General features: G+C 71.5%; 20 protein-coding genes. 5 read left to right on the forward strand and 15 right to left on the reverse strand.

What is annotated here, in order from left to right:
- Positions 1 to 115: 115 nt before the first annotated feature.
- The 3 genes from DLJ58_RS12725 to DLJ58_RS12735 all read right to left on the reverse strand — a co-directional run bounded on the left by DLJ58_RS12725 (position 116) and on the right by DLJ58_RS12735 (position 3,630).
- Complete coding sequence (locus DLJ58_RS12725) at positions 116 to 538, reverse strand: TOBE domain-containing protein (RefSeq protein ID WP_124856071.1); 423 nt, start codon at positions 536 to 538, stop codon at positions 116 to 118.
- Between the two features lie 319 nt (positions 539 to 857).
- Positions 858 to 1,349, reverse strand: coding sequence for an SsrA-binding protein SmpB (gene smpB, locus DLJ58_RS12730; RefSeq protein WP_124856073.1), 492 nt, complete (start codon positions 1,347 to 1,349; stop codon positions 858 to 860).
- Positions 1,350 to 1,392: 43 nt separating this feature from the next.
- Positions 1,393 to 3,630, reverse strand: a complete 2,238-nt coding sequence (locus DLJ58_RS12735; protein ID WP_124856075.1) for a hypothetical protein — start codon at positions 3,628 to 3,630, stop codon at positions 1,393 to 1,395.
- Positions 3,631 to 3,781: 151 nt separating this feature from the next.
- On the opposite strand from DLJ58_RS12735, the gene DLJ58_RS12740 reads away from it, so the two are divergent.
- Together DLJ58_RS12740 and DLJ58_RS12745 are read left to right on the forward strand one after the other, a co-directional pair.
- A complete protein-coding gene (locus DLJ58_RS12740; RefSeq protein WP_091398639.1) occupies positions 3,782 to 5,440 on the forward strand; it encodes an NAD(P)/FAD-dependent oxidoreductase in 1,659 nt (552 codons plus the stop codon).
- 42 nt (positions 5,441 to 5,482) lie between these two features.
- Positions 5,483 to 6,940 (forward strand): ATP-binding protein, encoded by a 1,458-nt coding sequence (locus DLJ58_RS12745; RefSeq protein ID WP_124856077.1) that lies wholly within the window; start codon positions 5,483 to 5,485, stop codon positions 6,938 to 6,940.
- 197 nt (positions 6,941 to 7,137) lie between these two features.
- Here the strand turns inward: DLJ58_RS12745 and DLJ58_RS12750 are convergent, their stop codons facing one another.
- Genes DLJ58_RS12750 through DLJ58_RS12775 form a run of 6 tightly spaced genes read right to left on the reverse strand, consistent with a single transcriptional unit; the run spans position 7,138 to position 12,312 of the window.
- Positions 7,138 to 7,653 (reverse strand): NUDIX domain-containing protein, encoded by a 516-nt coding sequence (locus DLJ58_RS12750; protein ID WP_124856079.1) that lies wholly within the window; start codon positions 7,651 to 7,653, stop codon positions 7,138 to 7,140.
- A gap of 59 nt (positions 7,654 to 7,712) precedes the next feature.
- Positions 7,713 to 8,354 (reverse strand): SRPBCC family protein, encoded by a 642-nt coding sequence (locus DLJ58_RS12755; protein WP_124856081.1) that lies wholly within the window; start codon positions 8,352 to 8,354, stop codon positions 7,713 to 7,715.
- Positions 8,354 to 8,719 (reverse strand): ArsR/SmtB family transcription factor, encoded by a 366-nt coding sequence (locus DLJ58_RS12760; protein WP_091398629.1) that lies wholly within the window; start codon positions 8,717 to 8,719, stop codon positions 8,354 to 8,356. The genes DLJ58_RS12755 and DLJ58_RS12760 overlap by 1 nt, the downstream gene beginning before the upstream one ends.
- A 28-nt stretch (positions 8,720 to 8,747) precedes the next feature.
- Positions 8,748 to 10,838, reverse strand: a complete 2,091-nt coding sequence (locus DLJ58_RS12765; protein WP_124856083.1) for a xanthine dehydrogenase family protein molybdopterin-binding subunit — start codon at positions 10,836 to 10,838, stop codon at positions 8,748 to 8,750.
- The gene (locus DLJ58_RS12770) at positions 10,835 to 11,818 is read right to left on the reverse strand and encodes an FAD binding domain-containing protein (protein WP_124856085.1); all 984 of its coding nucleotides are present in this window, start codon (positions 11,816 to 11,818) and stop codon (positions 10,835 to 10,837) included. Before DLJ58_RS12770 ends, DLJ58_RS12765 begins: the two co-directional genes overlap by 4 nt.
- Positions 11,815 to 12,312 (reverse strand): 2Fe-2S iron-sulfur cluster-binding protein, encoded by a 498-nt coding sequence (locus DLJ58_RS12775; RefSeq protein WP_208741057.1) that lies wholly within the window; start codon positions 12,310 to 12,312, stop codon positions 11,815 to 11,817. The genes DLJ58_RS12770 and DLJ58_RS12775 overlap by 4 nt, the downstream gene beginning before the upstream one ends.
- 126 nt (positions 12,313 to 12,438) lie before the next feature.
- On the opposite strand from DLJ58_RS12775, the gene DLJ58_RS12780 reads away from it, so the two are divergent.
- Entirely contained in the window at positions 12,439 to 13,047 is a 609-nt protein-coding gene (locus DLJ58_RS12780) for a nucleotidyltransferase family protein (protein ID WP_244218914.1), read from the forward strand.
- On the opposite strand, the gene DLJ58_RS12785 is transcribed toward DLJ58_RS12780, so the two are convergent.
- The 5 genes from DLJ58_RS12785 to DLJ58_RS12805 all read right to left on the reverse strand — a co-directional run bounded on the left by DLJ58_RS12785 (position 13,007) and on the right by DLJ58_RS12805 (position 18,383).
- The gene (locus tag DLJ58_RS12785; RefSeq protein WP_124856091.1) at positions 13,007 to 13,675 is read right to left on the reverse strand and encodes a TMEM175 family protein; all 669 of its coding nucleotides are present in this window, start codon (positions 13,673 to 13,675) and stop codon (positions 13,007 to 13,009) included. The two genes, DLJ58_RS12780 and DLJ58_RS12785, sit on opposite strands and share 41 nt — an antisense overlap.
- A gap of 108 nt (positions 13,676 to 13,783) precedes the next feature.
- Entirely contained in the window at positions 13,784 to 15,160 is a 1,377-nt protein-coding gene (locus DLJ58_RS12790) for a GH1 family beta-glucosidase (protein WP_124856093.1), read from the reverse strand.
- Positions 15,161 to 15,189: 29 nt separating this feature from the next.
- On the reverse strand, positions 15,190 to 16,029 hold the full coding sequence (locus DLJ58_RS12795; protein WP_124856095.1) for a carbohydrate ABC transporter permease: 840 nt from the start codon (positions 16,027 to 16,029) through the stop codon (positions 15,190 to 15,192).
- Positions 16,022 to 17,014: a carbohydrate ABC transporter permease gene (locus DLJ58_RS12800; protein WP_124856097.1), complete on the reverse strand. Its 993-nt coding sequence runs from the start codon at positions 17,012 to 17,014 to the stop codon at positions 16,022 to 16,024. The genes DLJ58_RS12795 and DLJ58_RS12800 overlap by 8 nt, the downstream gene beginning before the upstream one ends.
- Positions 17,015 to 17,084: 70 nt before the next feature.
- Positions 17,085 to 18,383 (reverse strand): ABC transporter substrate-binding protein, encoded by a 1,299-nt coding sequence (locus DLJ58_RS12805; RefSeq protein WP_124856099.1) that lies wholly within the window; start codon positions 18,381 to 18,383, stop codon positions 17,085 to 17,087.
- A gap of 235 nt (positions 18,384 to 18,618) precedes the next feature.
- On the opposite strand from DLJ58_RS12805, the gene DLJ58_RS12810 reads away from it, so the two are divergent.
- A complete protein-coding gene (locus tag DLJ58_RS12810; protein WP_124856101.1) occupies positions 18,619 to 19,818 on the forward strand; it encodes an ROK family transcriptional regulator in 1,200 nt (399 codons plus the stop codon).
- 229 nt (positions 19,819 to 20,047) lie between these two features.
- The gene (locus DLJ58_RS12815; protein WP_124856103.1) at positions 20,048 to 22,684 is read left to right on the forward strand and encodes a discoidin domain-containing protein; all 2,637 of its coding nucleotides are present in this window, start codon (positions 20,048 to 20,050) and stop codon (positions 22,682 to 22,684) included.
- A gap of 109 nt (positions 22,685 to 22,793) precedes the next feature.
- Here DLJ58_RS12815 and DLJ58_RS12820 read toward each other — a convergent pair whose 3' ends face one another.
- A complete protein-coding gene (locus DLJ58_RS12820; protein ID WP_244218918.1) occupies positions 22,794 to 22,895 on the reverse strand; it encodes an FAD-dependent oxidoreductase in 102 nt (33 codons plus the stop codon).
- Positions 22,896 to 22,899: the final 4 nt, after the last annotated feature.

A 22,899-nucleotide genomic window follows, 5' to 3' on the forward strand; every position in this document is an offset into this window, starting at 1 on the left:
CGCCCGACAGTCGGCGCGCCCATCCGCCCAACAGCCGGCGCGCCCATCCGCCCGACAGCCGGCGTGTTCACCTGGCCGACAGCCCGCGCGCTCATCCGTCCGACAGCCCGCGCGCTCATCTGGCCGACCGTCCGCGCGCCGGGGCGGGTGCGGCCCGCTCCACCACGACGGTGGTCGACTTGATCACCGCAACGGCCACCGACCCGACTCGCAGGTCGAGCTCGTCGACGGCCTCCCGGCTCATCAGCGACACGACTCGGAACGGGCCCGCCTGGATGTCGACCTGGGCCATCACCGTGTCCTTACGGACGTCGACGACGATGCCGCGCAACCGGTTGCGGGCCGAGGAGAACTCGGCACCCGCATCCGGGTCGCTGGCCTGAGCGCGAGCGAACGAGGCCAGGTCGACGCCGTCGACGACCCGGTGGCCGTGCTCGTCACGCCCGGCCGTCAGGCGCCCGGCGTCCACCCAGCGGCGAACGGTGTCGGCGCTGACGCCGAGCAGGTCGGCCGCCTCCCCGATCCGGTACGTCGTCACCCGCTCACCCTAACGCCCGCATTTGCCAGCGCGGAAGCCCGGCATGGGCAGCAATCGCGTGGGCGTGAGGGTCACAACGCCAGCAGTTGCGCCCGCCTGCTCGGTCTCCGGACGCCTGCGATCCTCTTGGGCGCTCCCGCAAGATCGTGCTCGAACCAGGAAGTAGTGGTGTCGGCGTATCGATGAGGCCACTACATCCTGGTTCGAGCACGATCTTGGAGTGGGGTGCAGAACAGGCAGACGCCCGCGGCAGCACGTGTGCGGAGCCGCCCCGCGAGAGCGCGTGCGGACGAGCCGTGTCCTGGGACGAGCGGCGGCGTCAGGGCCGGCGGGGGTGGCCCTTGAGGTGCCGGCCCAGTTCGCGGGCGATCTCCCGGTTGGCGTCGCGCTCGGCCAGCGTCTGCCGCTTGTCGTAGGAGCGCTTGCCCTTGGCGAGAGCCAACTCGACCTTGGCGAAGCCGTTCTCGAAGTACATCGACAGCGGAACGAGGGTCACCCCGCCCTCGCGGACCTTGTCCAGGATCCGGTCGATCTCGGCGCGGTGCAGCAGCAGCTTGCGGTTGCGGCGCGGGGCGTGGTTGGTCCACGTGCCGTAGGCGTACTCGGCGATGTGCAGGCCGTACAACACGATCTCGCCGTCGCGCTCGTGCGCGAACGCGTCCACCAGCGAGGCCCGCCCCTCGCGCAGCGACTTCACCTCGGTGCCGACCAGCACGATGCCCGCCTCGTACGTGCGCAGCACGGTGTACTCGTGTCGGGCCTTCTTGTTCGAGGCGATCAACCGGCGGGCGGGTGGCTTGGACGGGGTCACCAGGCGACGATATCCGGCCGCCGGAGCACTCGTACCGGCCGGCTCAGTCGCGTGCCGGGCGCGCGGGGCGCAGTCGCGCGGTCAGGTCCCGTACCGCATCTCCGAACGCTTCCTGCGACTCGCACGGCCAGTGTCCGAGGATCGGTGGTGGAACGCTGTCGCTGGGCGCCGGCACCACGTCCTGCGGGTCGGTCAACCGCCGGTCCACGGTTGCCGGCGGACCGGTCAGCGTCTCGGCCTCCCCGGGACGGTGGGAGGCGAAGATCCAGCCGCCGATCGGGTCGGTGTCGCGCCACAGGTTAATCCAGCGCCAGCCGATCCGTTCGCCGATCTCCCGCAGCGCCGGCTCGTCGGCGTAGGCCGGGAAGAGCCGGGAGTACAGCCGGCCCAGCGGTGACCCGTAGGTCAGCAGGGCGACCCGCTCGGTGATCCGGGTGGGCAGTTGCAGGACCGTGGCGGCGAGCAGCACCGAGCCGTGGCTGTGTCCGGCCAGCAGCACACCCTGCCCCTGTTCCACCAGGTAGGTGATTCGCTTGGCCAACTCCGGCACGGCCCGCTCGGCGTAGCAGGGCGGCGCGAACGGGTGCGCCGCCCGGGGCCAGAAGGTGCCCAGATCCCAGAGCACCCCCACGTACCGACGGAACTGCGCCGTCCGGTACGCGAAGATGCCGCCCACGACCAGGCCGAGCAGGATCGCGGCGATCACGTAGCTACCCGACCCGATCAGGAAGTTGACCATGCCCTCCGGCACCCCGACGTAGCGCTGCGCCACGTCGCCGGGTGGAAGCTGGAGCAGGCCGAGCACGCTGGTGGCCAGGCCGAGCGCCGCCAGGCCGGCGTACACCACGGAGAGCGGTTCCAGCCGTTCGGTGAAGCGGGCCCGGGCCACCGCCTGCTCGACCCGCCGCAGCCGGTCCGCCGCCGACGCGGGCGCGTGCGGAAAGTCGGCGGCCACGATCGCCCGTGCGGCCCGCCGCCGCCCGCGCCGGGTCATCCTGGTGACCAGGCCGGCCACCAGCAGTGCGGTCACCACGGCCATGAAGAACCCGAAGATCGCCCATGAGTACGCCAGGGGTGGGCTGGTCTCCAGGCCGTCCGCGGTCGTCCCCTCGCGATCGAGCAGGTCCGCCACCCGGTAGACCAGCTCGGCCGAGAACGCCACGGCGAGCCCGGCCGAGATCGTCATGAAGACCGGGGCTCCCAGTGCGCGTATCGGTGACCGGCTCTGCCCGCCGCCCCGCCGCCAGAGCACCAGCACGGCGAGCGCGACCACCAGCACCGTCTGGCTGACGAACAGCCAGGCCACGATCGCGCCGTAACCGGGCAGCGCACCGCCTTGCGGCCACGGCGCCGGGCTGATGACGACGTGCACGATCACCAGCATCGTCAGGCCGTAAGCGATGGTGCGCAGCCCGCGGAAGACGCCGTCCACCCGGGGCGACGGGTCGGTGCGGTCGATGCTCGGCACCACGGTGACCAGGACCAGGCAGGCCAGCAGCACCGCCCCGGTGGCCGTCAGCAGGGTCGCCATCACCCACGAGCGGTGCTGGCTGGCTCGCGCAGCCAGCAGGCTGGCGCTCAGCGTGGCGAACGCAACCGCGACGTGGACCGAGCGCAGCCGGCCCACCAGCGGCTCGCCGTCCCACTGGCCGACGGCGCTCAACTGGTGTTTCGACGTCGGCGTCGACGAAGTCCGGAACGCGTCGAACGAATGGCCCGGGCGAGCGCCCAACCCCCAGACGAGCCCGATGGCGCCGACCGGCACGAGCGCCAGCACACCCAGGCGTAGCCCGGTCGGGCGCCCGCCGAGCCAGGACAGCCAGCTCCGGCCGGCCAGGCAGGACGGGGTGTCCATGCAGCGCCACGCGACCAGGTCCAGCGCCACCCCAACGATGGAGAGCACGTAGAGCACGGTGAGGGTGAGGGCGAGCACCCGGCACAGCGCCATGAAGCCGCGCTGCGAGACGGTGTTCGCCGGGCGCATCCAGAGCGCCACGTTGCAGAGCATGAACGGCAGCAGGAAGACCAGCGACAGCGTCCGCACGGCCGTGCCGGACGGCAGGTCACCCCAGCGGTACGCCTCCAGCGTCACCCCGTCCGTGCCGGTGGAGTCCGGATAGCCGGGGCGCGGTCGGTAGAAGCCTCCGCTGCGGTCCCCGGCGACCTGGTGCACGTACGGCCGGCCCAACACCTGGTCCGCGCCCGCGCCGGAGACACCGTGCACCCGCAGCTCCACGATCCCGCCCGACGTCGTCGGTCCGGTCGCTGTCGCGTCCGCCATGGGCCCCCCGAGGTGTGCGCGGCAACCGGACGGGTCGTCGATGTCTGACCACCCGCGCGGCTCACCGGCTTACCCGTCTGCGGGGCGGTCAACCGTCGGCCGGGCCTCGGCGATGGTGCGGTCGACCCTCGACAGGTGATTTCATGGCGCCATGGCGAACCCGGTGATCCTGACCGTCGACGACGACCCCGTGGTGTCCCGGGCGGTGGCCCGGGACATCCGGCGCCGCTACGGCGACCGCTACCGGGTGTTGCGGGCGTCCTCCGGGCCGGAGGCGCTGGACGCGCTGCGCGAGGTCAAACTGCGCGGCGAACAGGTCGCGCTGCTGCTGGCCGACCACCGGATGCCGGAGATGACCGGTGTCGAGTTCCTGGAAGCGGCCATGGACATCTTCCCGGCGGCCCGCCGGGTGCTGCTCACCGCGTACGCGGACACCGACGCCGCGATCGAGGCCATCAACGTGGTCGACCTGGACCACTACCTGCTCAAGCCCTGGCACCCGCCGGAGGAGAAGCTGTACCCGGTGGTCGACGGCCTGCTGGAGGCGTGGGCGGTCACCCCGGACGCGGCCAGCGCGGAGATCCGGGTCGTCGGACACCGCTGGTCGGCGCCGTCGTTCAAGGTCCGCGACTTCCTGGCCCGCAACCTCGTGCCGTACCGATGGCTGTTGTCCGACGATCCGGAGGGCGTCCGGTTGCTCGACGCGGCCGGGGCCACCGAGGCGGACGTACCCCTGGTGGTGACGCCCGAGGGCAAGGCGTTGGTCGCCCCGAGCGAGGCCGAGTTGGCCGCGCTGGCCGGGTTGACGGTGGTGCCGGCGTGTGACTTCTACGACCTGGTGGTGATCGGCGGGGGCCCCGCCGGTCTCGGCTCGGCGGTGTACGGCGCGTCGGAGGGGCTTCGCACCGTGCTCGTGGAGCGGCGGGCGACCGGCGGTCAGGCCGGGCAGAGCAGCCGCATCGAGAACTACCTGGGCTTCCCGGACGGTGTCTCCGGCGCGCAGTTGACCGATCGGGCTCGGCGGCAGGCGGTCAAGTTCGGCGCCGAACTGCTCAGCGCCCGGGAGGTGGTCGGTCTCAGCGAGGCCGGCGGTGCCCGGCTGCTGCGATTCGGCGACGGCACCGAGATCGCCGCGCACACCGTGGTGCTGGCCACCGGCGTGTCGTACCGGGTGCTCGACGCCCCGGGGCTGGCCGACTTCACCGGTCGGGGGGTGTTCTACGGGGCCGCCGCCACCGAGGCGCCGAGCTGCGTGGAGCAGGACGTCTACATCGTCGGCGGGGCGAACTCCGCCGGCCAGGCGGCGGTCCACTTCTCCCGGTACGCGTCGAGGGTGCACCTGCTCATCCGTGGTGCGGACCTGACCGCCTCGATGTCGCGTTACCTGATCGACCAGCTGGAGCGGATCGACCGGATCACCGTGCACCCGCACACCGCCGTGGTCGGCGGGGCGGGAGAGGACCACCTGGAACGGCTCACCCTGTGCGACACCCGCACCGGGGAGGCCCGTTCGGTCGACACCTCCTGGCTGTTCATCTTCATCGGCGCGGAACCCCGCACCGACTGGCTGGACGGGGTGCTGGTCCGCGACGACCGCGGTTTCATCGTGACCGGTCCGGATCTGCTCGCCGGAGGGCGGCGGCCGGCCGGCTGGTCATTGTCACGCGACCCTTACCACCTGGAAACCAGCGTGCCGGGCGTGTTCGCCGCCGGGGACGTGCGGGCCGAGTCGGTAAAGCGGGTCGCCTCGGCCGTCGGCGAGGGTGCGATGGCGGTGTCGCTGGTGCACCGCTACCTGGAGGCCCAATGAGCCGGGTTTGCGAGCCCCGCAGTCGCGAGCGAAGGAGTCCCTGTGACCACCGAGTCTGACCGGCTGACACCGGCGCAGTTGCGCACTCTGTTCCTGTTCGAGGCGCTCGACGACGGGCAGCTCGACTGGCTGGCCGAGCACGGCCGGGTCGAGCAGCGCGCCGGCGGCACCCTCGTGTACGGAGAGGGTGAACCCGCGACCTGCTTCTTCGTGCTGGTGCGCGGGGCTGTGGCGTTGAGTCGCCTGGTGCGCGGCGACGACGTCGAGGTCAGCCGGACCGACCAGCGCGGGGTGTACGGCGGTGCCACTCAGGCGTACCTGGGTGACCAGGTCGACCAGATCTACCGCAACAGCCTGCGGGCGGTGACCGACGCGGAGTTCTTCGTGTTGCCGGCGGAGGACTTTGCGCACGCCCTGCGGTCCTGGTTCCCGATGCCGATGCATCTGCTGGAGGGGTTGTTCTTCGGTATGCGGGACTCGCAGACCATCGTCGGTGAACGGGAGCGGCTGTTGGCGCTCGGTTCGCTGTCGGCGGGGCTGACCCACGAGCTGAACAACCCGGCCGCGGCGGCGGTGCGCGCCACGTCGGTTTTGCGGGACCGGGTCGCCGGGATGCGGCACAAGCTCGCCATGATCGCCGACGGGCGGCTCGACGGCAGCGCCCTGCACGGCCTGGTCGCGTTGCAGGAGGAGGCGGTCGCCCGGGTGGCCACCGCGCCGAAGCTCACCCCGATGGCCACCGCCGACGCCGAGGACACCCTCACCGACTGGCTGGAGGACCATGGCGTCGGCGGGGCCTGGGACCTGGCGCCGATCCTGGTCGGCGGTGGGCTCGACGCGGCCTGGCTGGCGCAGGTCAAGGCCGCGGTCGGCGCCGCGGACCTGGAGGCGGCGGTGCGTTGGCTCACCTACACAGTCGACACCGAGCTGCTGATGCGCGAGATCGGCGACGCGGTCACCCGGATCTCCGGGCTCGTCGGCGCCGCCAAGCAGTACTCGCAGCTGGACCGCGCGCCGCACCGGGTGGTGGACGTGCACGACCTGCTCGACGCCACGCTGGTGATGTTCAAGGGCAAGATCCCCGCCGAGGTCAAGCTGGCCCGCGAGTACGACCGGAACCTCCCACCGGTCCCGGCGTACGCGGCCGAGCTGAACCAGGTGTGGACCAACCTGATCGACAACGCGTTGGGCGCGATGGGGGAGAAGGGTGTGCTGACCGTCCGCACCGGACGGATCGGCGACCAACTGGCAGTGGAGATCATTGACACCGGTCCCGGTATCCCGCCGGAGGTGCGCCCGCGCATCTTCGAGCCGTTCTTCACCACGAAACCGGTGGGCGCGGGCACCGGCCTGGGGCTGGACATCTCGTACCGGATCGTGGTGCACAAACACCACGGCGACATCCGGGTGGAGACCGAGCCGGGCCGCACCACCTTCCGGGTCCTGCTGCCGATCACGGAGGGGCCACCAGACGAGCCCCGCGATGCGCCGACTACCTAGAGACAGCGAGCGGGCAGTGCCCAGGTCGGGCGCACCGCACCGCAAGATCGTGCTCGATCCATGAAGTAGTGGCTTCGGCGGCTGTTGATACCACTACAACAAGGATCAAGCACGATCTTGAGCGTTGGGCCGCCCGTGGCGGCCGGATCGTGCCGGCGGCGGTGTCAGCCGGGCGTGCAGTCAGCGAGGCGGTGGAGTCAGGCCGGGTGGTCGGGAGTGAGGAAGTCGGCGAGTACCCGGGTGTGGGTGGAGAACGCCAGCTCGACCGGGTCGGTGAGCACCAGCCACTCGGTTGCCTCCTCGGTCGGCGCCGACGGTGGCAGGTCCTCGGCCGCGCGCTCGGGCAGCACTCCGAAGACCATCATCGTGCCGCCCGCCGGGGCCCCGTGCACCGCGAACAGGCGGGCGTCCTCGGCCGCCGCGATCAGGCCGGTCTCCTCCCGCAGCTCCCGCACGAGTGCGTCGGACCACTCCTCGCCGTACTCGATGAAGCCACCGGGCAGCGCGAGCAGGCCGCGGGCCGGCTCGATGTCCCGGCGGACCACCACCACACCCAGGCCCTCGGCCGTGCGGACCGGCAGCACCGCGACCGCCACCGGCAGCGGGTTGCGCCAGACGGTCTCGCCGCAGACCGCGCAGACTCGCGGCCATCTGGCGGCCGGCGGGTAGGCGGCGCCGCAGTAGGAGCAGTGCGAGTACGGCGTGCCGGTCATGCCGCAGCACGTTACTCCGATCCCCACCCAGGCTGCCGCGTCGCCGCCTCGCCCCGCACTCAGGCTGCCGGGTTGCCCGTGTAGAAGGCGGTGGTGCGTTCGGCGGCGGCCTTCGCCTCGTCCGCGTCGGTGCCGGCGGCGATGCTCGCTTCGCACCACAGTTGGCTGCTCAGCTCCATGGCCCGTCGTCCCTCGGCGGAGGCGGTCCACTCGGCGCCCTGCTCGGGGGTGATCCCGCTGCCATCCGCGGCCAGGTGCGAGGCGAGGCCGAGCAGCCCGAGGTCCCAGCCGACGCCGACCGCGCCCGGCCCGAACTGGGCCCACCGGTCCTGGTCGACGTGCGCGATGTGGTCCAGGTCGAGGCGGGCCCGCTCGTCGCCGACGGGGGTGACCCGCACCTCGATCCAGCTCACCTCGCCGCCCATTTCCCAGGTGGCGGTGAAGCGGTGCGGCGGCTCGCAGCTATCGACGGTGCCGTGGGCGTTGCCCTGGAGCTGGTACGTGCCGCCCAGCCGCAGGTCGCCGGAGATCGGCAGGAACCAGCGCGGGATGCGCTCGACGCTGGTGCAGGCGTCCCACAGATCCTCGGCCGTCGCCTGGTAGGTCTGGCTGATCGTGGTGACCCGCGCCTCACCGGCTTCCAGGGTGCGGCTGCCGACCTTCCGCTGGACGGCGTTGATCTGCTCGGTGGCGTCGAACATCAGGTGTTCCTCTCGTCGGGTGGGTCGGCGGGCCCGCGCAGCCGACGCTCGCGTCGGCCCCGGGCCAGCTCGGTGGCGAGTGCCGCCAGGGGTGGCGTCCAGAACCGGCGGAAGTGCTCCAGCCAGCCGTCGACCTCTCGCAGTGGGCGTGGGTCGACCGCGTAGAGCCGCCGGGTGCCCTCCGGCCGCACGGTGGCGAAGCCGTTGTCGCGCAACACCTTGAGGTGCTGGGACACGGCGGGCTGGGAGATGCCGAACTCCTCGCGGATGACCGCGCTGACCGCGCCGGCGGTCTGCTCGCCGCCGGCGAGCAGTTCCAGGATGCGGCGCCGGACCGGATCGCCCAGCACGTCGAAGGCGTGCACGACGACAGTTGTATCACTGACGGCTTATTTAAGCCAAGTCTGATACTCCGATGAGCTTGTCCAGTCGGATCGGCAGTTCCCGGATCCGGACACCGGTCGCGTGGTGCACCGCGTTGGCCACCGCCGCCGCGGCGCCCACGATGCCGATCTCGCCGATGCCCTTCACCCCGGCCGGGTTCAGCTCGTCGTCCCGCTCGTCCAGCCAGTACGCCTCGATGGACTCCACGTCCGCGCAGCCGGTGATGTGGTAGGTGGCCAGGTCGTGGTTGACCCAGTCGCCGTACCGCTCGTCGAGCAGGCCCTCCTCGTGCAGCGCCATCGACAGCCCCATCGTCATGCCGCCGATGAGCTGACTGCGCGCCGTCGTCGGGTTCACCACCCGCCCCGCCGCGAACACCCCGAGCATCCGGTTCAGACGTACCTCGCCAGTGTCCGCGTCGACCCGTACCTCGACGAAGTGCGCCCCGTACGCGTACCGGGGCAGCGCGGGCTGCCCGCCCACCTCGTCGGCGGTGTCCGCCTCGGCGGTCACCTCGCCGGTCGGCGGCCCGCCGTCGCGCAGTTTCTCGCGCAGCGCCTGCGCGGCGCGGATCACCGCCCAGCTCCAACTGGCGGTGCCCATCGAGCCCCCGGCCACCGGCGCGGTCGGCAGGATGCTGTCGCCGATGTGGATCTCCACCCGCTCCGGCGGCACCCCGAGCGCGTCGGCGGCCACCTGCCAGATCGCCGTCCGGGCGCCGGTGCCGATGTCGGTGGCGTTGATCTGGACCAGGAAGCTCCCGTCGGGGCGGGCGGTGGCCCTGGCCGACGACGGCCTGGCGCGGGCCGGGTAGCTCGACCCGGCCACCCCCGTGCCGACCAGCCAGCGCCCGTCGCGCCGGGCGCGAGGCGTCGGGTCCCGGTCCGCCCAGCCGAACCGCTGCGCGCCCTCGCGCAGGCAGGTGACCAGGTTGCGGCTGGTGAACGGCCGCCCCTGGTCGGGGTCGACCTCCGTGTCGTTGCGGATGCGCAACTCCACCGGGTCGATGCCGACCGCGATGGCCAGCTCGTCCATCGCCGACTCCAGGGCGTACGCGCCGGGGCACTCCCCGGGGGCGCGCATCCAGAACGGCGTGGGCACGTCGAGGCGGACCAGCCGGTGCGTGGTGCGGCGGTGGGGTGCCGCGTACATGCTGCGGGTGTAGACGGCCGTCTGCTCGGCGAACTCGCGGATGGTCGAGGTCTGGCTGATCGCGTCGTGGCAGATGGCGGTGAGTCGCCCGTCGGCGTCGGAGGCGAGGCGGACCCGCTGGATGGTGGGGGTGCGGTAGCCGATCGGCCCGAAGATCTGTTGGCGGGTCAGCGCCAGCTTCACCGGTCGGTCCACGTGCCGGGCCGCGAGGGCGGTCAGCACCACCGCGGCCTTGGCGTAACCCTTGCTGCCGAAACCGCCACCGACGTGCTCGGCCACGACCCGCACCGACTCCGGGGACACCTCGAACAGCTCTGCGAGGGTGGCCCGCACCGACGACGCGCCCTGGTTGGAGTCGTGCACCAGCAGCCGTCCGTCGTGCCACTGGGCCGTCGTGGCGTGCGGCTCCATCGGGTTGTTGTGGTACGCCGGCGTCCGGTAGGTGACGTCCACCCGCACCGGGGCGGCCGCGTACCCGGCGTCGAAGTCGCCTTCGGCGGTGTCCGTCGGATAGCTGGGGTTGACGTGGTCCGGCTGGTACAGACCCGGGTGGTCGTCGGTGAGCACGGTGCTGTGTGAGGCGGCGTCGTAGTCGATCCGGACCAGCCGGGCGCCCTCCCGGGCCGCCTCCAGGCTGGTGGCCACCACCACCGCGACGTACTGCCCCCGGTAGTGCACAGTCGGCTCCTGCAACAGCCACAGCTCCGGCTCCGGACCGGGTGCGAGGCGGGGCGCGTTGCCGTGGTGCAGGACGGCCAGCACGCCCGGCGACGCGAGTGCCTCCGACGTGTCGACGCGGGTGATCCGGCCCCGTACCACCGCCGACGGCACCGCCCAGCCGTAGGTGATCCCGTCCACCGGGTACTCCACGGCGTAGCGGGCCGTGCCGGTGACCTTCTCGCGGCCCTCCAACCGGGGGTACGCCCGTCCGACCGCCCCGGTGCTCACGACGACGCCAGTTCGGTGAGCGCCCGCACGGTGATGGCCCGGGTCAGTGGCAGCTTGAAGCCGTTGTGCCGTAACGGGCGCGCCTCGGCCAGCTCCGCGTCGGCGGCCCGGGCCGCCAACTCGGGGCTGAACGGACGACCGCGCAACTCCTGCTCGGCCCGGTACGCCCGCCACGGCCGGTGCGCCACCGCGCCGTACGCCAGCCGCACGTCGCGAACCACGTCCCCGTCGAGGTCCAGCACCGCGGCCACCGAGCCGACGGCGAAGGCGAAGGAGGCCCGGTCGCGCACCTTGAGGTACGTCGAGCGGCGCGCGGCCGGTAGGGGCGCCAGCCGCACGGCGGTGATCAGCGCGCCCCGGGCCAGGGTGGTCTCCCGTTCCGGGTGGGTGCCGGGGGAGCGGTAGAAGTCGGCGATCGGAATGTCGCGGGGGCCGTCGGCCTCGTGTACCTCCACCACCGTGTCGAGGGCGGCCAGCGCGACGGCCAGGTCGGACGGGTGGGTGGCCACGCACTGCTCGGACCAGTCCAGCACCGCCAGATCGCGGTTCTGGCCGTGCAGGGCGGCGCAACCGCTGCCCGGCTCCCGTTTGTTGCACGCCTTGCCGGTGTCCTGGAAATAGACGCAGCGGGTGCGCTGCAACAGGTTGCCGCCGGTGGTGGCCATGTTGCGCAGCTGTCCGGAGGCGGCGGCGAGCAGGGCGCGGGCCAGCACCGGGTAATCGCGGCGTACCACCGGGTGGGCCGCGAGGTCGCTGTTGCGGACGGTCGCGCCGATCCGCAGCCCACCGTCGGGCAGCCCCTCGACGGTGTCGAGTGGAAGCCGGGTCACGTCCACCAGCACGTCGGGGCGTTGCACCCCGAGCTTCATGAGGTCCACCAGGTTGGTGCCGCCGCCCAGGTAGGCGGCCCGCGGTTCGGCCGCCAGCACGGCGACCGCCTCGGCCACGTCGGCGGGCCGGTGGTAGCGGAACGCCTTCACGAGGACGTCGCCGTCTCGCGCACGGCCGCGACGATGTGCGGGTACGCGGCGCAGCGGCACAGGTTGCCGGCCATCCGCTCGCGGATCTCCGCGTCGGTCAGCTCGGCGGGCGTGTTCAGGTCGTCGGTGACAGCGCTGGGCCAACCTCGGGAGACCTCGTCGAGCATGCCGCGGGCGGAGCAGAGCTGCCCGGGGGTGCAGTAGCCGCACTGGAACGCGTCGTGCGCGATGAAGGCGGCCTGCAACGGGGACAGCTCGTCCGGACCGGCAAGCCCTTCGACGCTAACCACCGACCGGCCGTCCACGGTGACCGCGAAGACCAGGCAGCTCTTCACCCGGCGGCCGTCGAGCAGCACCGTGCAGGAGCCGCACTGGCCGTGGTCGCAGCCTTTCTTCGCCCCGGTCAGGTCGAGGTGCTCGCGCAGCGTGTCGAGCAGGGTGGTGCGGTTGTCCAGGGTCACCTGACGGGGCTCGCCGTTGACCTCGAACGTCACCCGGGACGAGTGGCGCTCGTCGATCGTTGTCGTGTTCTCCGGTCCGCCCTGCACCGGCCCAGACTAGCTTTGTCGGTATATCCCAGGGCGAATAACGCAAAGCCCTTCGTACGGGAGGTGACGACGGTGACCGCCGGACTGCTGCTCGCCGCCGGCGCCGGACGGCGCTACGGCCGGCCGAAGGCGCTGGTCGAGCTGGACGGCGAGCCCCTGGTGCGGCGCGCGATCCGGCTGCTCGGCGACGGCGGCTGCGCGCCGGTGCACGTGGTGCTCGGCGCGGGCGCCGACGAGGTGCCCGACCTGCCCGGCGCGGTGCCGGTCCGGCACGATCGCTGGTCCGACGGGCTGGGCTCGTCGCTGCTGCGGGGCCTGGCCTCGCTGCCGGCCGACGTGCCGGCGGCCGTCGTGGTCCTCGTCGACCAGCCGCTGCTCAGCCCGGTCGCGGTCCGCCGGGTGCGCGAGGCGTACGCCGACGGCGCGGTCGTCGCGGTCGCCACCTACGCCGGCCGGCCCGGGCACCCGATCCTGCTGACTCGACGAACCTGGCCGCTGCTGAGCGGGTACGCCCTCGGCGACCGGGGCGCTCGCGGCCTGCTGCGCGACCGGCCGGACCTGGTGGTCGAGGTGCCCTGTGACGACGTCGGGTCCCCGGCCGACGTGGACACCCCGGCCGACCTGCTCCGACTCCGCCCGGTCAGCGACGGGTCAGCCAGCGGGGTAGCCCTTCGCTGGTGACCGCGTGATAGATGATCATGACGATGACGCCGACCAGGCCCAGCAGCGGGCTGACGAACCAGCCGAGCAGACCGCTGAGCCCGTACAGGATCAATCCGGTGACCGGTCGCAGCCGCTGCGTGCGCGCGTACTCGGGACTGACCCCACGCCTCAGCAGCGCCGGGTGCCGGTGCAGGTAGCCGAAGAACACCAGCCAGGGTGCCGACATCAGCGCGGCGGACAGCGCGTACAGGGCGACGGCCGCGCGTTGGTCGTCGGTGTTGCCGTGAGTGAACGCGGACGCCAGCACCGCGGTGGGAAACGGGATGATCACTGCGCCGAAGAGCACGGCGAGGTTGATCCAGCTCAGCGTGAGCGTGGTGCCACGGATCAGCCGTAGCAGCGCGTGGTGGTTGAGCCAGAGCACCCCGATGTAGACGAAGGACACCACGAAGGCCAGGTAGGAGGCGCCCTCGCCGAGCAGGCCGGTCAGCAACGCGCCCTCGTGGTATTCCGGCACCCGCAACTCGATGACCAGCAGGGTGATGACGATGGCGAAGACGCCGTCGCTGAAGGCCGTCATCCGGTCGATGCCGGACACTCGCGCTCCGGCGTCGGGCTGCTCGGCCTCGTCGGGTGCTGCGGACATTGCCGCAGGCTAGCCATTCGCCAACGCGGTCGGTGGCGGTTTCGTCCGATCGGACGGGAACGGCCGCCCGGGGTCGAAACCCCGGGCGGCCGCTCGCACCGCCCCCGTTCAGGCCACCGGCGTCGCGGTGCCGGTGGTGCGGGCGAGCCGCTGGTGTGCGCGGATCAACTCGGCGTAGCGCAGGCCGCTCGCCTTCACCGTCCGGGTCTGGGTCGGGTAGTCGACGTGCACCAGCCCGAAGCGCTTGTCGTAGCCGTACGCCCACTCGAAGTTGTCCAGCAGCGACCAGACGAAGTAGCCGTCCAGGGGAACCCCTCGGGCCACCGCCGACGCGCACGCGGCCAGGTGCTGCTCCAGGTGGTCGGTGCGTTCCTTGTCCTCCACCGTGCCGTCCGGGGTGACCTCGTCCGGCCACGCCGAGCCACTCTCGGTGACGATGATCCGGCCCGGCCGGTACTCCTCGTGCACGTCGACGAGCAGCCGCTCCAGGCCCGCCGGGTACATCTCCCAACCCATCGCGGTCTCCACCGAGCCGGGCACCGGCACCTGCCGCGCGTACGGGGCCGCACCGGTCGGGTCGTCGACCACCAGCTGACGGAAGTAGTAGTTCACCCCGAGGAAGTCCGTCGGCGTGGCGATCACCGCCAGGTCGTCGCCGCGTACCGGCGGCTCGACCCCGTAGGTGGTGATCATGTCGGCGGGGTAGCCACGCCCGTGGATCGGGTCCAGCCACCACCTGTTGACGTGCCCGTCGGCCCGGCGGGCCGCCGCGACGTCCTCGGGTCGGTCGGTCGCCGCCTCGATCGGGCTGAGGTTGACCACCAGACCCACCGACGCCGGCCGGGTCGCGTTGGCGCGGATCGCCTGGGTGGCCAGGCCGTGCCCGAGCAGCACGTGGTGCGAGGCGTGCACCGCCCGGGTGAGGTCCCGCTCGCCGGGGGCCATGTTGCCCTCCAGGTGCCCGATCCAGCACACGCAGAGCGGCTCGTTGACAGTGCACCAGTCGGCGACCCGGTCACCGAGGCGGGCAGCCACCACCGCCGCGTAGTCGGCGAACGCCTCGGCGGTCGCGCGCTCCGGCCACCCACCCCGGTCCTGGAGGACCTGCGGCAGATCCCAGTGGTAGAGCGTGACGAACGGTCGGATCCCGTCGGTGAGCAACGTTTCGACGAGCCGATCGTAGAAGTCCAGCCCGGCGGCGTTGACCCGCCCGACGCCGTCGGGCATGACCCGGGGCCAGGCCACCGAGAAACGGTACGCGTCCACGCCGAGTCGGCGCAGCAGCGCCAGGTCCTCCGGCCACCGGTGGTAGTGGTCGCACGCCACCGCGCCGGTGTCGCCGTTGTCGACCTTGCCGGGGGTCGCCGAGAAGGTGTCCCAGATGGACGGCGCCCGGCCGTCGACGTCGACGGCCCCCTCGATCTGGTACGCCGCCGTGGCGACACCCCAGAGGAAGTCGGGTGGCAGCTTGGACAGGTCGGGCACGGGTCGGTTCTCCTCTGGGGTTGGATGACTCACTTGACCGCGCCGGCGGTCAGGCCGGCGACGAAGTAGCGCTGAAGGGCCAGGAACCCGACGACGACCGGGATGCTGACCACCAGCGAGGCGGCCATGATCTGGTTCCAGTAGACGTTGAACTGGGTGGAGTAGCCCTGCAGGCCGACGGCCAGGGTGCGGCTGCCCTCGTCGGTCATCACCGACGCGAAGAGCACCTCACCCCACGCGGTCATGAACGCGTACACGGTGACCGCGACGACGCCGGGCACGGCGGCCGGCAGGATGACCTGGAACAGGGTGCGCAGCGGACCGGCGCCGTCGACCTGCGCCGCCTCGTCCAGACCCCGGGGGATCGAGTCGAAGTAGCCGACCAGCATCCAGATCGAGAACGGCAGCGAGAAGGTCAGGTACGTGATGACCAGGCCGGTACGGCTGGCGTACAGCTCGATGCCGGTGGCGTTGCCCAGGTTGACGTAGATGAGGAACAGCGGCAGCAGGAACAGGATGCCGGGGAACATCTGCGTGGACAGCACCGTCACCGAGAAGACACCCCGACCGCGGAACCGGTACCGGCTCACCGCAAACGCGGCGAAGATGGCCACCGCCACCGAGCAGACCGCCGCGATGCTCGACACCACCAGGCTGTTCACCAGGTACCGAGCCAGCGGCACGGTGCTCCACATGTCGACGAACGGTTGCAGGGTGGGCCGGCTGGGCCACCAGGTGAACCCGTTCTGCACGTCCTGCAACGGCTTCGCCGCCGACGTGACCATCACGTAGAGCGGGATGACGGCGAAGAGGGTGAGCAGGGTCAGCACGATGCGCCGGCCCCAGCGCTCACCGGCGGTCTCACGCATGGTCGTCCCTCCGACGGTTGGTGATCAGCAGGTACGCGGCCGAGACGACCAGCAGGAACAGCAGCAGCGCCACCGACATCGCCGACCCGGAGCCGAAGTCCCAGGTCTTGAAGGAGCTGCGGTAGATGTGGATGGAGATCAGGTCGGCCTGCTCCGGCGCGGAGCCGCCGAACAGCACGAACGGGGTGTTGAAGTCGTTGAACGTCCACAGGAACAGCACCAGCAGGAGCACCAGGTTCACCGGCCGCAGCATGGGCAGGGTGACCGAGCGCAGCCGACGCCAGAACCCGGCGCCGTCGATCGCGGCGGCCTCGTACAGCTCGCCGGGCACGTTCTGCAACCCGGCCATCAGGCACAGGAACGCGAACGGCCAGTTACGCCAGACCGACACGACCAGCAGCGACCAGAAGCTGTTGTCGCCGATCAGCCAGAACGGCCGCTCGCCCAGCAGCCCGAGCTGGTCCACGAGCACGTGGTTGACCAGGCCGGTGTCGCGTTGCAGCAGGAAGCTCCAGGTGATCACGGCGGCGTAGACCGGCAACGCGTACGGGGTGAGGAACAGCGCCCGCAGGATCGCCCGTCCCCGGAACGGCCGTTGCAGGACGACCGCCGCCGAGATGCCGAGCAGCCAGGCGAACCCGACCGAGAGCAGGCTGTAGGCCAGGGTGATCCAGAACGAGTGCAGCAGTTCCTTGCCGGCGGCGCTGTTCAGGTCGAGCGTCGCCCGGTAGTTCTCCCACCCCACGAACGGTGCGGTGGACCAGTCGCGGATGTGGAACTGGGTCAGCTCCAGCAGGCTCATCCAGACCCCGACCACCATCGGGATCACGTGGATGGCGAGTTCCAGCACGACGGCCGGTGCGAGCAGCAGGTACGGCAGGAGTGAGCGGCGGGGGCCGCGGGGCCGGCGGGCCGGCCCCCGTGCCGGTGACCCGGCCCGGGATTCGCGCCGGTCGGCGTCCGGCGCGGTGGTGCTGGTTGCCATCGGGGTCCTCTCGGAGTCGGTGGCCGTGGTCGGGCTCAGCACCCGACCACGGCCACCGGTGATGCCTGGGTCAGCGCATCTTCTGCTGCGCGTCGGTCAGCTTGGCCTTCACCGACGCCTCGGTGACCGGCTTGCCGCTGGCCGCGTCGGCGAACAACTCCTTCATCGCGGTGCCGACCAGGGTCTCGAAGGTGCTCTCGTCGGGGACCTGCGGCAGCGGGGCCGCGGTGGTGACCAGGGTCTCCTGGATGGTCTTCTGCTCCGTGGCACTGAACGCCGGGTCGGAGGCCGCGGTCTTCACCGCCGGCAGCGAGCCGTACGTCTTGTTGAGGATCGTCTGCTCTTCGTCGCTGGTCATGAACTTGACGAAGCTCAGCGCGCCGTCCTTGTTCTTGGTGTGCTTGAAGACCGCCATGTTGATCCCGGCGACCATGCTGTTGACCTTCTTGCCGCCGGCCGGCGGGCTGGCCAGGAACGGCACCGGTGCCACCCCGTACGCGTCGGCGGGCATGTTCTGCGTCTTCAGGTTCGACCCGGCGGACTGCCACAGCAGCATGGCGGCCTTGCCGTTGGCGAAGTCGGAGACCGACTGGTTCTGCGCGTACTCGGCGTTGCTCGGGTTGGTGATCTTGTCGGCGGCCATGAAGTCGATGTACCGCTTGATCGCCGAGACGTTCTGCGGGGTGTCGAAGGTCGGCTTGCCGGCCGAGTCGAACCACTCGCCGCCGTACTGCTGGCTGAAGGTGAAGGCGTGGTGGGCGTTCTCCGACGGGTTGGCACCCTCGATCGCCAGGCCCCACTTGCCGCCGGTGCTCAGCTTCTTGCCGTACTCGGTGAGCTGTTCCCAGGTGGTCGGCGGCGCGGTGATGCCGGCGTCGGCGAACGACTTCTTGTTGTAGTACAGGCTGTACGCCATGCTGTAGAGCGGCACGGCGGCTGGCGGCTTGCCGGGGGCGCCGGCGGCGGCAAGCGCGGCGGGCACGATCCGGTCCTTGCCGCCGACGGCCTGCAGGGCGGCGTCGTCGAACTCGACCAGCGCGCCGGTGGCCTGCAACGACGCCGACCAGGTGTTGCCGATGTTGACCACGTCCGGGCCCTTGCCGGAGGCGGCGGCGGCCAGCAGGCGGTTGAGCAGATCCGACCAGGGGACCACCTCGACGGTGACCTTGATCCCGGTCTGCTTTTCGAACTTGTCCAACTCCGGCTGGAGGATGGTCTTGTCGGCCTCCAGGCTGGCGCCCTGATTGCTGGCCCAGTAGGTGAGCGTCTTGGGCGATGCGGCGGAGTCGTCGCCGGAGCCTCCGCAGGCGGTCAGCGAGGCGGCCGCCAGTACGGCGGCGGTGAATATCCCGAGGTGTCGTCTCGACACGGGTCAGCCCTTCCGGTGCGTGGTGGGGGTCCGCCGGCCTTCGTCACCGATAGGGGTCGGGCGACGGGGGCCGGCTGCGGACAGGGTTCGGGGGTGCGCCGTCGAGGTCCGTCGGCGTTTCCCGGGAGTTACATCACGGCTTAAATTATGTCGTCATTAAAGTTGTTGGCCGGTGGGTCGTCAAGCACGAGGCGGTTACAGTCGCCTCGAACGGCCGACAGGAACGAGGTGACGAGTGGAGCTGGCGCGAGCCACCAACCGCAGCGTGCGGTTGCGCAACCGGTCCGCCCTGCTGACCAAGCTCTTCCTGGACGGCCCGCTCACCCGGCAGGACCTGGTGCGCAGCACCGGGCTGAGCCAACCCGCGGTCAGCAACGTGGTCGCCGACATGATCGACGAAGGGCTGGTCGCCGAGGCCGGCGCCGCCGAGTCCGACGGCGGCCGGCCCAGCATGCTGCTGCGGATCGCGCCCCGCTTCGCCTTCCTGATCGGCGTGGACGTCGGCGAGACCCGGGTCCGGGTCGAGCTGTTCGACTTCGCGATGACCCTGCTGGCCAGCGTCGAGTACCCGCTCGACCCGGCCCGCACCGAGCCCGACCTGGTGGCCGGGCACGTGCTGGCCGGCATCGAGGCGGTCACCGGCCAGGCCGGGGTGGCCCCCGGCGACGTGCTCGGCGTCGGCATCGGCGTCTCCGGCGTGGTCGAGCAGGGCACCGAGGCCGTCGTGCACGCCCAGGCCCTCGGCTGGGACCGGGTGCCGCTGGAGCGTCTGATCGGCGCCGGCACCGACCTGCCGCTGCACATCGACAACGGCGCGAAGACCCTCGGCCAGGCCGAGATGTGGTTCGGCGCCGGCCGGGGCGCCCGGCACGCCGTCTTCGCACTGGTCGGCTCCGGGGTGGGTGCGTCGGTGGTGACAAACGGCGCCACCTACCGGGGCGCGTCCAGCAGCGCGGGGGAGTGGGGGCACACCACCCTGGTGTACGGCGGCCGGGTCTGCCGGTGCGGCGCACGCGGGTGCCTGGAGGCGTACGTGGGGGCGGAGGCGATCATCGACCGCTACCGGGAGGCACGCCGGGGTCGACCGGTGCTGGGCGAGGACGAGGAGTCCCAGATCGCCGCGCTGGTCGCCGCCGCCGAGACCTCGGCCACCGCCCGACGCGTGCTGGAGGACACCGCCGGCTACCTCGGCGCCGGGGTGGCCAACCTGATCAACCTGTTCAACCCGGAGCGCGTGGTGCTCGGCGGCTGGGCGGCGATGGCCCTCGGCGACCTGCTGCCGGCTGTGCGGGAGGCGGCCGGCCGGCAGGCGCTGCGCCAGCCGTACGAGCAGGCGTCGATCGAGCTGTGCCGGCTCGGGGTGGACGCGGTGGCGCTGGGCGCGGCCACCCTCCCGATCGCCCGCTTCCTCACCGAGGGCGGCGTCCGCCGCTGAGCGGGGGCGACGTCAACGCCGCCGGCAAATTACGCAAAAAAGATCCTCGGGATAAATAACGAAGTTATAGATCGATGTCTTGACGCCGTCGCAATCTCGCCGCAACACTCCTACGAGAGCGCTCTCCCTCCCGCGACGCCGCATCGGCGGCACCACCCACGGCGCCACGGGCGAGTCGATCCCATCCGCGCGGCACCCCCTCGTAGCCCTCTTATCGACAGGCGATGTCATGACATCTCGTGCAACATCCGTACGCCCGCGTCCTCGACGCGCCGTCCGGCACCTGCTCGTCGGGCTCACCGTGGCCCTGGTCGCGGCCCTCACCCCGACCGGTGCCACCGCGCCCGCGCAGGCCGCGCCCACCCTGCTGTCCCAGGGCCGCCCCGCCACCGCCTCGTCCACCGAGAACGCCGGCACCCCGGCCTCCGCAGCCGTCGACGGCAACACCGGCACCCGCTGGGCCAGCGCGTTCAGCGACCCGCAGTGGCTTCAGGTCGACCTGGGCGCCCGCGCCACCATCAGCCAGGTCGACCTGCTCTGGGAGGGCGCCTACGGCCGGGCCTTCCAGCTCCAGACCTCCGACGACGGGGCCACCTGGACGACCATCTACTCGACCACGACCGGCACCGGCGGCACCCAGAACCTCACCGTCACCGGCGCCGGCCGCTACGTGCGGATGAACGGCACCGCCCGGGGCACCGGCTACGGCTACTCGCTCTGGGAGTTCCAGGTGTACGGCGAGACCGGCGGCACCACGCCGACCTGCGGCAGCACCAACGTCGCGCAGGGCAGCCCGGCGACCGCCTCGTCCAGCCAGGACGCCGGCCTCGCGGCATCCGCGGCGGTCGACGGCAACACGGGCACCCGCTGGGCCAGCACCGCCAGCGACCCGCAGTGGCTGCGCGTCGACCTCGGCAGCACCCGCACCATCTGCCGGGTGGTGCTCACCTGGGAGGCCGCGTACGCCCGGGCCTTCCAGCTCCAGACCTCGGCCGACGGGGCCACCTGGACCACCATCTACTCCACCACCACGGCCACCGGCGGCACGCAGTCCCTCACCGTCGCCGGCAGCGGGCGCTACCTGCGGATGTACGGCACCGCCCGGGGCACCGCCTACGGCTACTCGCTGTGGGAACTGGCGGTGAACACCACCGGCGGCGGGACCGGCGAGCCCCCGGTCGATACGACCGACCCGCGCAACCCGAACCTCGGGCCGAACACGTTCGTCTTCGACCCGAGCACGCCGACGTCGACGATCCAGAGTCGACTGAACACCATCTTCACGCAACAGGAGACCAACCAGTTCGGCCCGCAGCGCTACGCGGTGCTGTTCAAGCCCGGTACCTACACCGCCGACGTCAACCTCGGCTTCTTCACCCAGGTCGCCGGCCTCGGCATGAGCCCCGACGACGTCAACCTCAACGGCCACGTGCGTGCCGAGGCGTTCTGGTTCGGCGGCAACGCCACCCAGAACTTCTGGCGGGCCGCCGAGAACCTGTCGGTCACCCTGCCCGCCGGGCAGACCGTGGAGCGCTGGGCGGTGTCCCAGGCGGCGCCGTACCGGCGGATGCACCTGCGCGGCGCGCAGAACCAGATCCAGCTCTGGAACGGCGGCGACGGCTGGTCCAGCGGTGGTCTGATGGCCGACACCCGCATCGACGGCCTGGTCGTCTCCGGCTCGCAGCAGCAGTGGTACTCCCGCAACAGCGAGTTCGGCAACGGCTGGACCGGCTCGGTGTGGAACATGGTCTTCCAGGGCGTCAACGGCGCTCCGGCGCCGAGCTTCCCCAACCCGTCGCACACGGTCATCCCGCAGACCCCGCAGGTCCGGGAGAAGCCGTTCCTGTACGTCGACGGCACCGGTGAGTACCGGGTCTTCGTGCCGGCGCTGCGCACCAACTCGACCGGAACCAGCTGGTACAACAAGACCCCGGCCGGCTCGTCCATCTCGCTGTCGCAGTTCTACGTGGTCCAGCCCGGCACCAGCGCCGCCACCATCAACGCGGCCCTCGCCCAGGGGCGGCACCTGCTCTTCACCCCGGGCGTGCACCGCGTCACCGAGCCGATCCAGGTCAACCGGGCCGACACTGTCGTCCTCGGTCTCGGCCTGGCCACCATCCAGGCCGACAACGGCGCGGTGGGCATGCGGGTGGCCGATGTGGACGGCGTGAAGGTGGCCGGCCTCATGTTCGAGGCAGGCACGACGAACTCGCCGGTGCTGATGGAGGTCGGGCCGTCCGGCTCGTCCGCGAGTCACGCCACGAACCCGACCTCTTTGCACGACGTGTTCTTCCGTATCGGCGGGCCGCACGTCGGCAAGGCCACCAACACGCTGACGGTCAACAGCGACAACGTGATCGGCGACCACATGTGGTTGTGGCGGGCTGACCACGCCGCCAGCGGCGTGCCGACCGGGTGGACGCTGAACACCGCCGACACCGGGCTCACCGTCAACGGCGACAACGTCACCATGTACGGCCTCTTCGTCGAGCACTACCAGAAGTACCAGACCATCTGGAACTGCAACGGCGGCCGGACGTACTTCTACCAGAACGAGCTGCCGTACGACCCGCCCAACCAGGCGGCCTGGATGAACGGGTCGACCCGGGGCTACGCCGCGTACAAGGTCGCCGATTCGGTGACCAGCCACCAGGCGTTCGGGCTGGGCAGCTACAGCTACTTCAACGTCAATCCCGCTGTGGTGGAGGAGCGGGCCTTCGAGGTGCCCAACAACCCGAACGTGCGCTTCACCAACATGGTCACCGTCTCGCTCGGTGGCGTCGGCACCATCAACCGGGTGATCAACAACGCCGGTGGTACCGCGAACGCGGCCAACCAGCAGGTGTACCTGACCACCTACCCCTGACCGGGGCGCCCGCGCCGGCCCGGTCCTCCGTGAACGGGTCGGTCGGGTAGCACCCAGGGCCGTGGCCGGCCCGGTCCCGCCGAGACCGGGCCGGCTGCGGTCGTGCCGCTCAGCCGGCCAGGACCTCGGCCGCCGCCCGTTCACCGGCACGCACCGCGCCCTCCAGGTAGCCACTCCAGCGGGTGGCCGTCTCGGTGCCCGCCCAGTGCACCCGC

The sequence above is a fragment of the Micromonospora arida genome, from assembly GCF_003857035.1.
Classification (GTDB): domain Bacteria; phylum Actinomycetota; class Actinomycetes; order Mycobacteriales; family Micromonosporaceae; genus Micromonospora; species Micromonospora arida.

Bases quoted from the DNA above. Each gene is read 5' to 3' on its own strand.
- DLJ58_RS12795 (WP_124856095.1), bottom strand. From the start codon at position 16,029: ATGCGTGAGACCGCCGGTGAGCGCTGGGGCCGGCGCATCGTGCTGACC.
- DLJ58_RS12740 (WP_091398639.1), top strand. From the start codon at position 3,782: ATGGCGAACCCGGTGATCCTGACCGTCGACGACGACCCCGTGGTGTCC.
- DLJ58_RS12755 (WP_124856081.1), bottom strand. From the start codon at position 8,354: ATGTTCGACGCCACCGAGCAGATCAACGCCGTCCAGCGGAAGGTCGGC.
- DLJ58_RS12785 (WP_124856091.1), bottom strand. From the start codon at position 13,675: ATGTCCGCAGCACCCGACGAGGCCGAGCAGCCCGACGCCGGAGCGCGA.
- DLJ58_RS12735 (WP_124856075.1), bottom strand. From the start codon at position 3,630: ATGGCGGACGCGACAGCGACCGGACCGACGACGTCGGGCGGGATCGTG.
- DLJ58_RS12815 (WP_124856103.1), top strand. From the start codon at position 20,048: ATGACATCTCGTGCAACATCCGTACGCCCGCGTCCTCGACGCGCCGTC.
- DLJ58_RS12750 (WP_124856079.1), bottom strand. From the start codon at position 7,653: ATGACCGGCACGCCGTACTCGCACTGCTCCTACTGCGGCGCCGCCTAC.
- DLJ58_RS12800 (WP_124856097.1), bottom strand. From the start codon at position 17,014: ATGGCAACCAGCACCACCGCGCCGGACGCCGACCGGCGCGAATCCCGG.